Origin of the sequence: Streptomyces sp. NPDC012466 (assembly GCF_042955215.1) — a bacterium.
In the GTDB taxonomy this organism is placed as follows: Bacteria; Actinomycetota; Actinomycetes; order Streptomycetales; family Streptomycetaceae; genus Streptomyces.
On sequence record NZ_JBIBEQ010000003.1, the window covers coordinates 594730 to 608663 of the forward strand.

At 70.9% G+C, this 13934-nt stretch carries 14 protein-coding genes and 1 tRNA gene; 8 read left to right on the forward strand and 7 right to left on the reverse strand.

What is annotated here, in order from left to right; genetic code table 11:
• Nucleotides 1-36 precede the first annotated feature (36 nt).
• From ACFY9E_RS15165 to ACFY9E_RS15175, 3 genes are all read right to left on the reverse strand, one after another.
• Nucleotides 37-110: transfer RNA gene (locus ACFY9E_RS15165), tRNA-Pro, on the reverse strand.
• A gap of 47 nt (nucleotides 111-157) precedes the next feature.
• Nucleotides 158-928 (reverse strand): Pr6Pr family membrane protein, encoded by a 771-nt coding sequence (locus ACFY9E_RS15170; protein WP_390983346.1) that lies wholly within the window; start codon nucleotides 926-928, stop codon nucleotides 158-160.
• A 182-nt stretch (nucleotides 929-1110) separates the two neighbouring features.
• A complete protein-coding gene (locus tag ACFY9E_RS15175; RefSeq protein WP_390983348.1) occupies nucleotides 1111-2049 on the reverse strand; it encodes a metallophosphoesterase in 939 nt (312 codons plus the stop codon).
• Between the two features lie 135 nt (nucleotides 2050-2184).
• Here ACFY9E_RS15175 and ACFY9E_RS15180 point away from each other — a divergent pair, with 135 nt between their 5' ends.
• Nucleotides 2185-2649 (forward strand): GatB/YqeY domain-containing protein, encoded by a 465-nt coding sequence (locus tag ACFY9E_RS15180; protein WP_031105819.1) that lies wholly within the window; start codon nucleotides 2185-2187, stop codon nucleotides 2647-2649.
• Between the two features lie 162 nt (nucleotides 2650-2811).
• Here the strand turns inward: ACFY9E_RS15180 and ACFY9E_RS15185 are convergent, their stop codons facing one another.
• Nucleotides 2812-5100, reverse strand: a complete 2289-nt coding sequence (locus tag ACFY9E_RS15185; protein WP_390983351.1) for a transglycosylase domain-containing protein — start codon at nucleotides 5098-5100, stop codon at nucleotides 2812-2814.
• Nucleotides 5101-5508: 408 nt separating this feature from the next.
• On the opposite strand from ACFY9E_RS15185, the gene wblA reads away from it, so the two are divergent.
• Complete coding sequence (gene wblA, locus ACFY9E_RS15190) at nucleotides 5509-5847, forward strand: transcriptional regulator WblA (RefSeq protein WP_352115483.1); 339 nt, start codon at nucleotides 5509-5511, stop codon at nucleotides 5845-5847.
• A 118-nt stretch (nucleotides 5848-5965) separates the two neighbouring features.
• Here the strand turns inward: wblA and ACFY9E_RS15195 are convergent, their stop codons facing one another.
• Both ACFY9E_RS15195 and ACFY9E_RS15200 read right to left on the reverse strand, forming a co-directional pair.
• Nucleotides 5966-7366 carry an ArsA-related P-loop ATPase gene (locus tag ACFY9E_RS15195; RefSeq protein WP_390983355.1) on the reverse strand — a complete coding sequence of 467 codons (1401 nt, stop codon included), beginning with the start codon at nucleotides 7364-7366 and terminating at the stop codon, nucleotides 5966-5968.
• A gap of 49 nt (nucleotides 7367-7415) precedes the next feature.
• Nucleotides 7416-8393: an ArsA-related P-loop ATPase gene (locus ACFY9E_RS15200; RefSeq protein WP_390983358.1), complete on the reverse strand. Its 978-nt coding sequence runs from the start codon at nucleotides 8391-8393 to the stop codon at nucleotides 7416-7418.
• Nucleotides 8394-8522: 129 nt separating this feature from the next.
• Here ACFY9E_RS15200 and ACFY9E_RS15205 point away from each other — a divergent pair, with 129 nt between their 5' ends.
• The 4 genes from ACFY9E_RS15205 to ACFY9E_RS15220 all read left to right on the forward strand — a co-directional run bounded on the left by ACFY9E_RS15205 (nucleotide 8523) and on the right by ACFY9E_RS15220 (nucleotide 10932).
• Nucleotides 8523-8681, forward strand: a complete 159-nt coding sequence (locus ACFY9E_RS15205; protein WP_093708112.1) for a DUF4177 domain-containing protein — start codon at nucleotides 8523-8525, stop codon at nucleotides 8679-8681.
• Nucleotides 8681-9142: a RidA family protein gene (locus ACFY9E_RS15210; protein ID WP_283968062.1), complete on the forward strand. Its 462-nt coding sequence runs from the start codon at nucleotides 8681-8683 to the stop codon at nucleotides 9140-9142. Before ACFY9E_RS15205 ends, ACFY9E_RS15210 begins: the two co-directional genes overlap by 1 nt.
• A gap of 93 nt (nucleotides 9143-9235) precedes the next feature.
• Nucleotides 9236-10105 (forward strand): NUDIX hydrolase, encoded by an 870-nt coding sequence (locus ACFY9E_RS15215; protein WP_390983362.1) that lies wholly within the window; start codon nucleotides 9236-9238, stop codon nucleotides 10103-10105.
• Entirely contained in the window at nucleotides 10102-10932 is an 831-nt protein-coding gene (locus ACFY9E_RS15220; protein WP_390983365.1) for an MBL fold metallo-hydrolase, read from the forward strand. The genes ACFY9E_RS15215 and ACFY9E_RS15220 overlap by 4 nt, the downstream gene beginning before the upstream one ends.
• A gap of 74 nt (nucleotides 10933-11006) precedes the next feature.
• On the opposite strand, the gene ACFY9E_RS15225 is transcribed toward ACFY9E_RS15220, so the two are convergent.
• On the reverse strand, nucleotides 11007-11681 hold the full coding sequence (locus ACFY9E_RS15225) for a Crp/Fnr family transcriptional regulator (RefSeq protein WP_010031945.1): 675 nt from the start codon (nucleotides 11679-11681) through the stop codon (nucleotides 11007-11009).
• Between the two features lie 335 nt (nucleotides 11682-12016).
• Between ACFY9E_RS15225 and nth the strand changes: the two genes are divergently transcribed.
• Both nth and ACFY9E_RS15235 read left to right on the forward strand, forming a co-directional pair.
• Nucleotides 12017-13078 carry an endonuclease III gene (nth, locus tag ACFY9E_RS15230; protein WP_390983368.1) on the forward strand — a complete coding sequence of 354 codons (1062 nt, stop codon included), beginning with the start codon at nucleotides 12017-12019 and terminating at the stop codon, nucleotides 13076-13078.
• Nucleotides 13079-13226: 148 nt separating this feature from the next.
• Nucleotides 13227-13922, forward strand: coding sequence for an NUDIX domain-containing protein (locus ACFY9E_RS15235; protein WP_390983371.1), 696 nt, complete (start codon nucleotides 13227-13229; stop codon nucleotides 13920-13922).
• The last annotated feature ends 12 nt before the right edge of the window (nucleotides 13923-13934 follow it).

The following is a 13934-nucleotide window of genomic DNA, read 5'->3' on the forward strand; positions in this document are numbered from 1 at the left end:
CGCTGCGGATCAGGCCCCTGACCTGGTACTTCACTGTCGGGGTGGCGGGATTTGAACCCACGACCTCTTCGTCCCGAACGAAGCGCGCTGCCAAGCTGCGCTACACCCCGATGTCGCTGCTGTCGCGGCGACGACGTTTACTTTAGCCCACCGGTGGCTAGAGACGAAATCCGGTTTTGCCGCGGTGGCGGATGGGGTTCGGGCGGGCATGGTCGAGGGCCACGAGGAGCACGGCCAGGGCGTAGAAGGAGAGGCCCAGGAGGAGGGCGTTGCCGAGGACGCGTTTGAAGCCGTCCTGGCCGACGTCCAGGAACGGGTAGAGGTAGCGGTCCTGGGTGCCCGGGAGGAGCAGCTCGCCTCGGACGAGGCAGAAGGCCAGGTAGGCCAACGGGTAGAGGAGCCAGGTGCTGGCCTGGCGGAGGTGCAGGCGGCCGGGGGACGTGAGCAGGAGCCAGTCCAGTACCGCTGCTATCGGGGTCACCGTGTGCAGTAGGACGTGGGGGAGGGCCTGCCAGCCCGTCGGGGCGGCGGCCTCGCCCGTGAGGGAGAAGGGGCTCGCCTCGTTCGCCAGCAGCAGGTGGTGCACCAGAGCCGCGATGACGACGTAGAGCAGCGTCGCGCCCAGCACGGCACCGGGCAAGGGGCGGCGTGCCGTCCACGCGCGGCGGGCGGCGAGGGTCATGACCAGCGCCAGCAGCATGTTGCTCTGGATCGCGAAGTGGCTGAGGGTCCGGGACGGGTCGCCGAGGAGCAGCTCCAGCGTCACGCCCGCGGCCGCCACGAGGGCGATCATCAGGCGGTAGGTCGCGGCCGCGGGGCGGCGGACCGGGGTGACGACGGCCGTGGCGGGCACGGGGGCGGGCTTCAGCGCAGGCGGGGACGGGATCGCGGGGAGGTCCGGGATGTCCCGGGGTATCGGGGCGGTCATGCCCCCACGCTGGCAGAAACGGACATAGGGGGCGATGTGGGCGGGGCTGTGTGGGTTACCCGGCCGGGCCCCGACGCGCCACGTCTTGGGCCCGCCTTTCGGGCTTCCCCCGTGCCCCTACCGGGCGGCCCGAGGGGCCCTACCCGGTAGGACCCCTCGCGCTTCCGCTCGATCCTCTCGCCCTACCTCCCCACGTCCTCGCGCGCGACCAACGTCAGCAACGTGGCCTCCGGAGGGCAAGCGAACCGTACGGGTGTGTAGCGGTTCGTGCCGCAGCCCGCCGAGACGTGGAGGTACGACGTACGACCCTCCGCCGTGTGCGTGGACAGGCCCTTCACGCGGTCCGTGTCGAGGTCGCAGTTGGTGACCAGGGCGCCGTAGAAGGGGATGCACAGCTGGCCGCCGTGGGTGTGGCCGGCCAGGATCAGGGGGTAGGCGTCGGCCGTGAAGGCGTCCAGGGTGCGCAGGTACGGGGCGTGCACGACGCCCATGGAGAAGTCCGCCGCCTCGGACGGGCCGCCCGCCACCCGCGCGTAGCGGTCCCGCTTGATGTGCGGGTCGTCCAGGCCCGTGAGCTCCACCGAGACGCCCTCGAGCTTGAGCTCGCCGCGCGCGTTCGTCAGGTTCAGCCAGCCCGCGGCGTCGAAACCGTCGCGCAGGTCCTCCCACGGGTTGTGCACCACGCCCTCGGCCGGCGCGTTGCCGTTGAGCCCGTGGCGGCCCTGGGCCTTCTCGAGCAGGTAGCGGGCGGGGTTGCGCAGCTTGGGGCCGTAGTAGTCGTTGGAGCCGAAGACGTACGCGCCGGGGAACTCCATCAGAGGACCGAGGGCGTCCAGGACCTCCGGCACGCCCTCCGGGTCGGAGAGGTTGTCGCCCGTGTTGATCACGAAGTCGGGGCGCAGACCCGCCAGGGACCGCAGCCAGCGCTGCTTCTTGCGCTGGCCGCCGACCATGTGGATGTCGGAGACCTGGAGCACACGCAGGGGGCGCATTCCCGGAGGCAGGACCGGGACGGTGACCCGGCGGAGGCGGAAGGAGCGGGCCTCGAAGCCCGCGGCGTACAACAGACCGGCGGCACCAGCCGCCGCGATTCCCAGGGGGACTCCGTATCGCGCGCGCATACGACCATCGTGTCAGACCCCGGCCGTTGCCCGTGCCCGGGCGGTGCCCGAAATCCCCTGACGGCGCCGGGCCTTTGGAGGCCCGCCCCGCAAATCGAGGGGCGCCGTTCGTCCCGCACCTGCGACAATCGGCCCATGACCACGCTCAAGTCGAAGCTGCAGGAAGACCTCAACGTTGCGATCAAGGAGCGCGACGAGCTCCGCTCCTCGACGCTCCGGCTGACGCTCGCCGCGATCACCAAGGAGGAGGTCGCGGGCAAGGAGAAGCGCGAGCTCTCCGACGACGAGGTCCAGAAGGTGATCACCCGGGAGGCGAAGAAGCGGCGTGAGGCGGCCGACGCCTTCGCGCAGGGCGGTCGTGCCGAGCAGGCCGAGCGGGAGAAGGCGGAGGGCGAGGTGCTCGCCACGTACCTGCCGCAGCAGCTGTCGGACGAGCAGCTCCAGGAGATCGTCGCCCAGGCCGTCGAGGAGGCCAAGGCGGCCGGTGCCGAGGGGCCGCGGGCCATGGGCGCGGTCATGAAGATCGTGAACCCGAAGGTGGCCGGCCAGGCCGAGGGCGGCCGTGTCGCCGCCGCGGTGAAGAAGCTGCTGGCCGGCTGACCTCTCAGCCGGACGAAAACGGCCCCCTCCTACCCATGCGGGTAAGAGGGGGCCGTCTTCGTCACACCGCCGGCTCAGCCCCGAGCCGGCCGTCACACCGCCGGCTCAGCCCCGAGTCGGCCGTCACACCGCCGGCTCCCCAGTCGGCCGCCACACGCCGGCTCAGCCGAACCGGCCACCGTTGCCGTTCCCGCCGTTGCCCTGGCCCCGGATGAAGCCCTCCGGGATGGAGAACGAAGGCGTGGGCTCGTCGCCGCCTCCGCCGTTGCTGCCGCCGACCAGGCCGCCGATGAAGCCGTCGTTGTCGCCGTTGCCCCCGTCGTCACGGCCGCCGCCGTCCCCGTCCTCGCCGTCACCGTCGCCGCGGTCCCGCGGCTTGCTGTCGGGGATGTGGACGTCGTTGAAGTCCTCGACCGGCTTGCCCTCCAGCGCGCCGGACATCATGTCGCCCCAGATCGGGCCGGGAACCTCGCCACCGAAGACCTTGCCGTACGAGCGGCCGCCGATGGTGATGCCCACCATCTTCCGCTTGTGCGCGGGGTCGCCGACCCACACGGCACCGGCCATGTTCGGCGTGTAACCCACGAACCAGGCCGCGTAGCGCTCGTCCGTCGTACCGGTCTTACCGGCGCTGGGGCGGCTGCCGAGGCCGGCCTTCTTACCCGTACCGTCCTCGACGACGCCCTTCAGCAGGGCGTTGATGGTGTCGGCGGTGTTCTCCGACATCGCGCGCGAGCAGGTCGACTTCGGGACCTTGAGCGACGTGGTCTTGTCGCCGACGCGCCGGCTGACCGACTCGATGGCGACCGGTGTGCAGTACATGCCGCGCGAGGCGAAGGTCGCGTACGCGTTCGCCATGGTCAGCGGGGACATCTCCTGGGTGCCCAGAGCGATGGAGGGCACCTGCGGCATCTTGTCGCCGTCGGCCCGCACGACGCCCATCTTCTTCGCCATGGTCGTCACCGGGCAGATGCCGATGTCGCTGATCATCTGCACGTAGTAGGTGTTGACCGACTTGGCGGTCGCCTCCCGCATGTCGTACGGGCCGACCTCGGAGGAGTTCTCGTTCTGGAGCTTGGCCGGGTTGTTGGGGTCGTTCATCCACCGCTTGCCGTCACAGGCCGAGACCGGGCTCGGGTACGGCATCTGGTACGGCGAGGAGTAGACCTTGTTCGCCGGCATGCCGTCCTCCAGGGCGGCGGCGGCCACGATCGGCTTGAACGTCGAACCGGGCTGGTAGCCCATGCCGCCGCCCATCGACTGGTCGACCGAGAGGTTGATCTGCGTCTCGTTCTTCTTGAAGCCGTACGGACGCGACTGGCCCATGGCGAGGATCTTGCCGGTGCCGGGCTGGACGAGGGTGGCGGCGGTGGCCACCTCGTCGCTCTTGTAGACGTGGTCCTTGATGGAGGCCTGCGCCGCGTTCTGGGACTGCGGGTCCATGGTCGTGCGGATCGTGAGACCGCCCTGGTTCCAGATCTTCGCGCGCTTCTCCTTGGTCTTGCCGAAGACCGGGTCGTTCAGGAAGACCTCGCGCACGTAGTCGCAGAAGAAGCCGGCGCCCTTGACCGCCGTGATGCAGCCGTTCTTGGGCTTGCTGACCTTCAGGCCGAGCGGTGCCTTCATCGCGTCGGCGGCCTGCGCCCTGGAGATGTCGCCGACGGCCGCCATGCGCTGCAGCACGGTGTTGCGGCGCTTGGTGGCCTCCGCCTCGTCGTTGACCGGGTCGTACCGGCTGGGCGACTGGACGATGCCGGCGAGCAGGGCCGACTGCTCCAGGCTGAGGTCCTTGGCGGACCTGGAGAAGTAGCGCTGGGCGGCGGCCTCGACACCGTAGGCCTGCTGGCCGAAGAACGTGATGTTCAGGTAGTTCTCGAGGATCTTCTTCTTGCCCAGCTCCTCCTCGACCTGGATCGCGTACTTGAGCTCGCGGATCTTGCGGCCGATGGTCTGCTGGGTGGCCTGCGCGACCTTGGTCGGGTCGTCGCCCGCCTCCTCGACGAAGACGTTCTTCACGTACTGCTGCGTCAGGGTGGAGGCGCCCTCGGAGACCCCGCCGGTCTGCGCGTTCTTGTTGAGGGCGCGCAGGACGCCCTTCAGGTCGACCGCGCCGTGCTCGTAGAAGCGCGAGTCCTCGATGGCGACGATCGCCTTCTGCATGTACGGCGAGATGTCCTTGAGGGGGACCACCGTGCGGTCGCGTGAGTAGACCGTGGCGATCGGGCCGCCGTCGGCGTCGAGGATGGTGGTGCGCTGACTCAGCGGCGGTGTCTTCATGGTGGCCGGGAGATCGTCGAAGCTTTCGACCGATCCCTTGGCCGCCAGTCCCAGCGCGCCCACCGCCGGGAGGGCGATGCCGGCCAGCACGGCTCCCGCGAGGACACTGACACCGAGGAACTTGGCGGCCTGCTGCGTGGGAGACAGACCACCGCCCGAGCGCTTCTTTGGCATGAGGGCAGCCTACGTTCTCATTCGCCGGACAGGCGTATAGGCCTTGGCCTAAGCTGCCCTCAACTGTCACAGCAGTGAGGTCACGTATCAATACGTCCGGCGACCCCGAATCGTTCCGGGTGTTCCCCAACTTTTTTGGTGGGGCCGTGTCCGAATCCGCCTCGTGTGTCATGCGGCGTCCGTTGTGACGCAACTGAACTGTCCCGGTTTGTCGGGAAGGTTACGCATGTCGCCAGCTCACTCCCCCGGGTGATCTGCCGCTTACCCATAGTCCGTTCGGGCCATTCAAGATTGGGCCCGAAGGGGGTGTTGCGCTGTGCCCACCTTCCGTAACGTCCTCAACTGGCGGCGGTGAATATGCCGCTGCCGCCGTGGGGGAGCCTCGATTCGGGAGAGGACGGCGCCGGTATGGGCTGGGTAACCGACTGGAGTGCGCAGGCGGCCTGCCGCACTACCGATCCGGATGAACTGTTCGTTCAAGGAGCAGCGCAGAACAGGGCCAAGGCGGTGTGCACCGGATGCCCGGTGCGCACGGAGTGCCTGGCCGACGCGCTCGACAACCGCGTCGAGTTCGGCGTGTGGGGAGGCATGACGGAGCGGGAGCGCCGCGCACTGCTGCGCAGGCGTCCCACTGTGACCTCCTGGCGCCGGCTGCTGGAGACGGCGCGCACGGAGTACGAGCGGGGGTGCGGTGTCATGCCCCTCGACGACGACGAGATCTACGAGAACTACGCGGCGGTGAGCTGAGGGCTCCCCTCCGGGAGCTCCCCAGGTCCAGGTCTGAGGGCCCCTTGCCGGGCCCTTCGCCATCGCCTGTGAGCCCTCAGCCGTCGCTCACGGGCCCTACGCCCTCGCCGGGTTGCCCTCAGGCACTCGCCTCGGGCTGGTCGGCGGGGTCGGGAAGCTCGCGTTCGTCGGCCGCGAGCCGGTTGCCGATGGCGCGCAGTCCCGAGAGGTCGTGCACGTCGCCGGGCAGCGCGGCCACTTCCGTCACGGCCACCTCGGGGTGGAGCGCGGTGAAGCGGTCACGCGTGCGCTGCTCACGGGAGAGCACCTGCATGCGATCGGCGTGCAGCCTCAGCAGGCCGGCCGTGAGCTGGTCGACGGACCGCTCGGTGTCCTCAGCGTGCTCGGTGTCCTCGGCGTCTTCGGTGGGGGAGCCATCCTCGGGAGCCGATGCCGGAGCCTGAGCTGGTGTTCCGGGCGTGGGAGATTCTGAACTGTCCTGTGTGTCGGTGGAGTTACGAAGTACTGCTTTCCCGCCCTCCTGATCCACAATGCGGGGCTCTTCAAGATTTTCCGCGGCGGCGAGCGCCCGCTCGGCCGACAGCCGGTCGGCGCCGCTGCCGTGCACCCGGTTGAGCACCAGACCGGCGAGCGGCATGTCCTCCGCGGCCAGCCGCTCCACGAAGTAGGCGGCCTCGCGCAGCGCGTCCCGCTCCGGGGCCGCGACCACGAGGAACGCCGTACCGGGTGCCTGGAGCAGCTTGTACGTCGCGTCCGCGCGGGTGCGGAAGCCGCCGAAGGTCGTGTCCATCGCGGACACGAACGTCTGGACGTCCTTGAGGAGCTGACCGCCCAGCAGCTTGCCGAGGGTGCCGGTCATCATCGACATCCCGACGTTCAGGAACTTCATCCCGGCGCGGCCGCCCAGCTTCGCCGGTGCCGTCAGCAGCCGGATCAGCCGGCCGTCCAGGAACGACCCGAGCCGCTTGGGCGCGTCCAGGAAGTCCAGCGCCGAGCGGGACGGCGGGGTGTCGACGACGATCAGGTCCCACTCGTCCCGGGCGCGCAGCTGCCCGAGCTTCTCCATCGCCATGTACTCCTGCGTGCCCGCGAAGCCCGCGGAGAGCGACTGGTAGAAGGGGTTGCCCAGGATGGCGGCCGCCCGCTCACCGTCCGCGTGCGCCTCGACGATCTCGTCGAAGGTGCGCTTCATGTCGAGCATCATCGCGTGCAGCTCGCCGCCCGCTGAGTCGTCGATGCCCTTCACCCGGCGCGGGGTGTTGTCCAGGGAGTCGATGCCCATGGACTGGGCGAGCCGGCGGGCCGGATCGATGGTCAGGACGACCACCTTGCGGCCCCGCTCGGCCGCGCGCAGGCCCAGCGCCGCCGCGGTCGTGGTCTTGCCGACCCCGCCCGAGCCGCAGCAGACCACGATCCGGGTGGTGGGGTCCTCCAGCAGCGGATCGATGTCGAGCAGGCGTGCGGGGGCGAGGTGCGGGCGGGCCGGGTCGTGGGTGTGCGCCGGGTCCGGACGACTCATGACATCCCCTGCTTCCGACTCATGACGGGCTGTGCCTGTCTGTCCTGGCTCATGACACGCCCTGCTCGCGCAGCTCGCGGGCCAGCTTGTACAGCCCCGCCAGATCCATGCCCTCGGCGAACAGCGGCAGTTCGTGCAGCGGCAGGCCCAGCTCGGTCAGGACCGCACGCTGCTCGTGCTCCAGCGTGTACCGCTCGGCGTACTCCGCGGCCTGCGCGAGCAGCGGGTCCACCAGCCGCTCGGCGTGCCCGCCGCGCCGCGCCCCGCCGAGCCCGGCGGCCGACAGGGACCGCGCGACAGTGGAACGCGGGACCGTGCGTACGAGTTCCAGGTCGGTCTCGTCCAACACCTCCGGGCGGACCATGTTCACGATGATCCGCCCCACCGGAAGCCGGGCCGAACGCAGCTCGGCGATGCCGTCCGCGGTCTCCTGGACGGGCATCTCCTCCAGCAGCGTCACCAGGTGCACGGCCGTCTCCGGCGACTTCAGCACCCGCATCACCGCCTGCGCCTGATTGTGTATCGGGCCGATCTTGGCGAGGCCCGCGACCTCGTCGTTCACGTTCAGGAAGCGGGTGATCCGCCCGGTCGGCGGGGCGTCCATCACGACGTAGTCGTACGCGAACCGGCCGCTGCGCTCCTTGCGCCGCACCGCCTCGCAGGCCTTCCCGGTCAGGAGGACGTCCCTGAGGCCGGGCGCGATGGTGGTGGCGAAGTCGATCGCGCCGAGCTTCTTCAGGGCCCGCCCGGCGCTGCCCAGCTTGTAGAACATCTGGAGGTAGTCCAGAAGGGCCAGTTCGGGGTCGATGGCGAGTGCGTACACCTCCCCGCCCCCGGGTGCTACCGCGATTTTCCGTTCCTCATAAGGCAGCGCCTCCGTTTCGAAGAGCTGCGCGATGCCCTGACGGCCCTCGACCTCGACGAGAAGCGTCCGCTTCCCCTCCGTGGCCAGGGCCAGCGCTAGGGCCGCGGCCACCGTGGTCTTGCCGGTACCGCCCTTGCCGCTGACGACCTGGAGCCTGCTCACGTATTCGAGCCTAACCAGTCCGCGCCCGGGCTACGCGGGAGGCTGTGGACAACCGCGACCGTGGCCTGTGGACGACCGGGGCCGTGGGCGGCCGTGTGACCCCCTGCGGCAGCGGCTAGAGTCGGCCGCATGACCAAGTGGGAATACGCAACCGTGCCGCTGCTCGTCCACGCCACGAAGCAGATTCTGGACACCTGGGGCGAGGACGGCTGGGAGCTCGTCCAGGTCGTGCCCGGGCCGAACAACCCCGAGCAGCTCGTGGCCTACCTGAAGCGGGCGAAGCAGTAGTGGGCGCCGTCGAGGCGAAGCTGGCCGAGCTCGGCCTGAGCCTTCCCGACGTGGTCCCGCCGCTGGCCGCGTACCAGCCGGCCGTGCAGTCCGGCCCCTACGTCTACACCGCCGGGCAGCTCCCGATGGTGGACGGCAAGCTTCCGGTCACCGGCAAGGTCGGCGCGGAGGTCACCCCGGAGGAGGCCAAGGAGCTGGCACGCACGTGTGCGCTGAACGCCCTGGCCGCCGTCAAGTCCGTCGCCGGTGACCTGGACCGCATCGCGCGCGTGGTGAAGGTGGTCGGTTTCGTGGCCTCGGCCTCGGACTTCACGGGCCAGCCCGCGGTGCTGAACGGCGCGAGCGAGCTGCTCGGCCAGGTGCTCGGCGACAAGGGCGTGCACGCGCGCAGCGCGGTGGGCGTGGCCGTGCTGCCGCTGGACGCGCCGGTCGAGGTCGAGATCCAGGTGGAGCTCGCGTAGCACCCGCCCGGCACCCTCTTCGACGGCCCCAGCTGCGCGATCCGTCTCCGGGGCCACTCGAACATCCGCCCGTCACGGGATAGCCTCGCGCCCATGGCGAACGGTCAGTGGTACCCCCCGGAGTGGCCGGACCGCATCCGCGCCCTCGCGGCCGGCACCCTCACCCCGGTGACCCCGAAGCGCGCGGCCACCGTCATGCTCCTGAAGGACACCGGCAGCGGCCCCGCCGTCCACATGCTGCGCAGACGCGCCTCCATGGCCTTCGCCGGAGGCGCGTACGCCTATCCGGGCGGCGGGGTCGATCCGCGCGACGACGACCATCACGTCCGCTGGGCGGGCCCCACGCGCGCGTGGTGGGCGGACCGGCTCGGCGTCGACGAGGCGGCGGCCCAGGCGATCGTCTGCGCGGCCGTACGGGAGACGTACGAGGAGGCGGGCGTGCTGCTCGCCGGGCCGGCCTCCGACTCGGTCGTCGGTGACACCACGGGCGCCGACTGGGAGGCGGACCGTGCCGCCCTGGTCGCCCGGGACCTGTCCTTCGCGGAGTTCCTGGACCGCCGCGGACTCGTCCTGCGCTCGGACCTGCTCGGCGCCTGGACCCGCTGGATCACCCCGGAGTTCGAGTCCCGCCGCTACGACACCTGGTTCTTCGTGGCCGCGCTCCCCGAGGGGCAGCGCACCCGCAACGCCTCGACGGAGGCCGACCGCACGGTGTGGATCGCCCCGCGTGAGGCGGCGGCCGGTTACGACAAGGGCGAGCTGCTGATGATGCCGCCGACCATCGCGACCCTGCGCCAGCTGACGGCGTACGAGACGGCCGCCCGGGCGCTCGATGCCGCCCCGGGCCGTGACCTCACGCCCGTCCTGGCCACCGCCCGTCTGGTGGACGGCGAGATCGTGCTGTCCTGGCCGGGCCACGACGAGTTCACCAAGCACATCCCGACCGGTGGAGCCACCGCATGACGGACGCAGCAGCCCTTCCCGGCCAGCCCCGCGGCGGGGTCCTCTCGGGACCCGCCACCGCGCGGGCCGTGAACGTCCTGGCGCCCAACGCGTCGGCGATGACCCTGGACGGCACCAACACCTGGATCCTCGCCGAGCCGGACTCGGACCTCGCCGTCGTGGTCGACCCGGGCCCGCTGGACGACACGCACCTGCGCCGGGTCGTCGCCACGGCCGAACAGGCCGGCAAGCGCGTCGCCCTCACCCTGCTGACCCACGGTCATCCCGACCACGCCGAGGGCGCCGCCCGGTTCGCCGAACTGACCGGCACGCGCGTGCGTGCCCTCGACCCGGCACTGCGCCTGGGCGACGAGGGCCTGGCCGCCGGAGACGTGATCACCACCGGCGGGCTGGAACTGCGCGTCGTACCGACCCCCGGCCACACCGCCGACTCGCTCTGTTTCCACCTCCCGGCCGACCGGGCGGTCCTCACCGGCGACACGATCCTCGGCCGCGGCACGACGGTCGTGGCACACCCCGACGGCCGCCTGGGCGACTACCTGGACTCCCTGCGGCGCCTGCGCTCCCTCACGGTCGACGACGGCGTGCACACGGTCCTGCCCGGCCACGGCCCGGTCCTGGACGACGCCCAGGGTGCCGTCGAGTACTACCTCGCCCACCGCGCCAACCGCCTCGCCCAGGTCGAGACAGCCGTCGAGGACGGCTACCGCACCGCCACGGAAGTCGTCACCCACGTCTACGCCGACGTGGACCGCTCCCTGTGGCCGGCGGCGGAACTGTCGGTACGGGCCCAGATGGACTACCTGGAGGAGCACGGGCTCATCTGACCGCGCCCGGACACGACGTCGGGCCCCGTCTCGTGTGAGACGGGGCCCGATGACGTACGGCAGGGGTGCGCGGGTCAGCGCGAGCGCTTGGCGAGGCGTTCCACGTCCAGGAGGATCACCGCGCGGGCCTCCAGGCGCAGCCAGCCGCGCTGGGCGAAGTCCGCGAGGGCCTTGTTGACCGTCTCGCGGGACGCGCCGACCAGCTGGGCCAGCTCCTCCTGCGTGAGGTCGTGGACGACGTGGATGCCCTCCTCGGACTGCACGCCGAACCGGCGGGACAGGTCGAGCAGGGCGCGGGCGACACGGCCCGGGACGTCCGAGAAGACGAGGTCGGACATCGCGTCGTTGGTCTTGCGCAGCCGGCGGGCGACGGCGCGCAGGAGCGCGGTGGCTACCTCCGGGCGGGCGTTCAGCCAGGGCTGGAGGTCGCCGTGGCCGAGGCCGAGCAGCTTGACCTCGGTCAGAGCCGTGGCGGTCGCCGTGCGCGGGCCCGGGTCGAACAGCGAGAGCTCGCCGATGAGCTCGCCGGGGCCGACCACGGCGAGCATGTTCTCGCGGCCGTCGGGGGATGTGCGGTGGAGCTTCACCTTGCCCTCGGTGACCACGTACAGGCGGTCACCGGGGTCGCCCTCGTGGAACAGCGAGTCACCGCGGGCGAGGGTCACCTCACTCATGGAGGCGCGGAGCTCCGCGGCCTGCTCGTCATCGAGCGCCGCGAAGAGCGGATTGCGCCGCAGAACGTCGTCCACGAGTTCTCTCCTATTCGACCTGCTCAGGGGATCTTGCTCCCCCGTGTACCGAGGGACCGTGGTGCCCATTTTGTCGGGCGGTCCAAACAGTGTGATCTGTCACAAGGATGCCGCACACGTGTCCCGGGGTACGCGGCAGGGGTCCAATTGGGCGCCGATCTTCAGGGGCCGGCGCGGATGCCGGTGCCGGGCCTTAGGCTGGCCGGGTGTCCAAATCGCCGGTGAGAGCACAGGCCGAGGGGGCTGCGCGGGTGGTTGTACGTCGCGATTCCGCTGTGGGCGAACAGAGCCCCGATGGCGGTAGGAAAACGGCGAAAGAGAACAAGACGGAACCGGTGAAGAAGACGGCCTCCGCGAAGAAGGCCGCGTCTGCGAAGAAGACGGCTTCCGCGAAGAAGGCCGTGTCTGCGAAGAAGGCCGCGACCGCGGAGAAGACGGTGACCGCGGAGAAGACCGCGACCGCGAAGAAGGCCGCGTCCAAGGCCTCCACCGCCAAGAAGGCCTCGAAGGGCGCCGCCGTGAAGAAGGCGCCCGCCGCCAAGAAGGTCGTGGTCGCGCCGCAGAAGGCCACCGCCCGTCTCGAGGGCGCCGCCCCCGCCAAGGCCGTCGTCCACCCGCCGGGCGACGAGTCGCCCACCGCCCTGGTCCGCCGGGCCCGCCGCATCAACCGCGAGCTCGCCGAGGTCTATCCGTACGCGCACCCCGAGCTGGACTTCGAGAACCCCTTCCAACTGGTCGTCGCCACCGTCCTGTCCGCCCAGACGACCGACCTGCGCGTCAACCAGACGACACCCTCCCTCTTCGCCGCGTACCCGGCCCCGGAGGACCTGGCCGCCGCCAACCCCGAGGAAGTGGAGGAGATCCTCCGCCCGTGCGGCTTCTTCCGGGCCAAGACGAAGTCGGTCATAGGGCTGTCGAAGGCCTTGGTGGAGGACTTCGGCGGTGAGGTGCCCGGCCGTCTGGAGGACCTGGTCAAGCTGCCCGGCGTCGGCCGCAAGACCGCGTTCGTCGTGCTGGGCAACGCCTTCGGGCGCCCCGGCATCACCGTCGACACGCATTTCCAGCGCCTGGTGCGCCGCTGGCGGTGGACCGCCGAGACCGACCCGGACAAGATCGAGGCCGCCGTCGGCGCGCTCTTCCCGAAGAGCGACTGGACGGATCTCTCGCATCACGTGATCTGGCACGGCCGCCGTATCTGCCACGCCCGCAAGCCCGCGTGCGGCGCCTGCCCGATCGCCCCGCTCTGCCCGGCGTACGGCGAGGGCGAGACCGACCCGGAGAAGGCGAAGAAGCTCCTCAAGTACGAGAAGGGCGGCTTCCCCGGACAGCGTCTGAAGCCCCCGCAGGCCTATCTGGACGCGGGCGGCACACCGGCGCCGCCGCTGGGGGCCGGATGAGCTGCACGAGCCTCCCGGCGCGCCGTCCGAGCCCTCCGGCTGGCCGTCCGACGAGCCCGACGCGCCTGCCTTTCAGGGGATTGAGGGCGCTCGTGGAACGATCTCGGGCTCGCCGTGCGTTGGATGCGGCAGGACGACGGGGGTGGCGATGACGCGGGCGAGCGACACACAGGGCGGCCCGGTGGCCCTGAGCAAGGAAGGACTGCCCGGCTGGCTGCACCCGGTGGTGCACGCCGTGGAGACGGTCCGGCCCGGCCAGCTGAGCCGGTTCCTGCCGCCGGCGGACGGGGCGGGGCGTCAGTCCGCCGTGCTGGTCCTGTTCGGTGAGGGCGCGCACGGACCGGAGCTGCTGCTGATGGAGCGTGCGAGCTCCCTGCGCTCGCACGCCGGCCAGCCCTCCTTCCCGGGCGGTGCCCTCGACCCGGAGGACGGCGACCCGTCCGGCGACGGCCCGCTGCGGGCCGCCCTGCGCGAGGCGGAGGAGGAGACGGGCCTGGACCCCTCGGGCGTCCAGCTCTTCGGCGTCCTGCCCCGGCTGTACATCCCGGTCAGCGGCTTCGTCGTCACACCGGTGCTGGGCTGGTGGCGCGAACCGACGCCGGTCGGAGTCGTCGATCCGAACGAGACCGCACGCGTCTTCACCGTCCCCGTGGCGGATCTCACGGATCCCGCCAACCGCGCGACCGCCGTTCACCCCAGCGGCCACCGAGGTCCGGCATTTCTGGTCGAATCGGCCCTTGTCTGGGGTTTCACGGCCGGAATCATCGACCGGCTGCTGCACTTCGCGGGCTGGGAGCGGCCCTGGGACCGGGAGAAGCAGGTCCCGCTCGACTGGCGCGCATGACAGGGTGGCTGC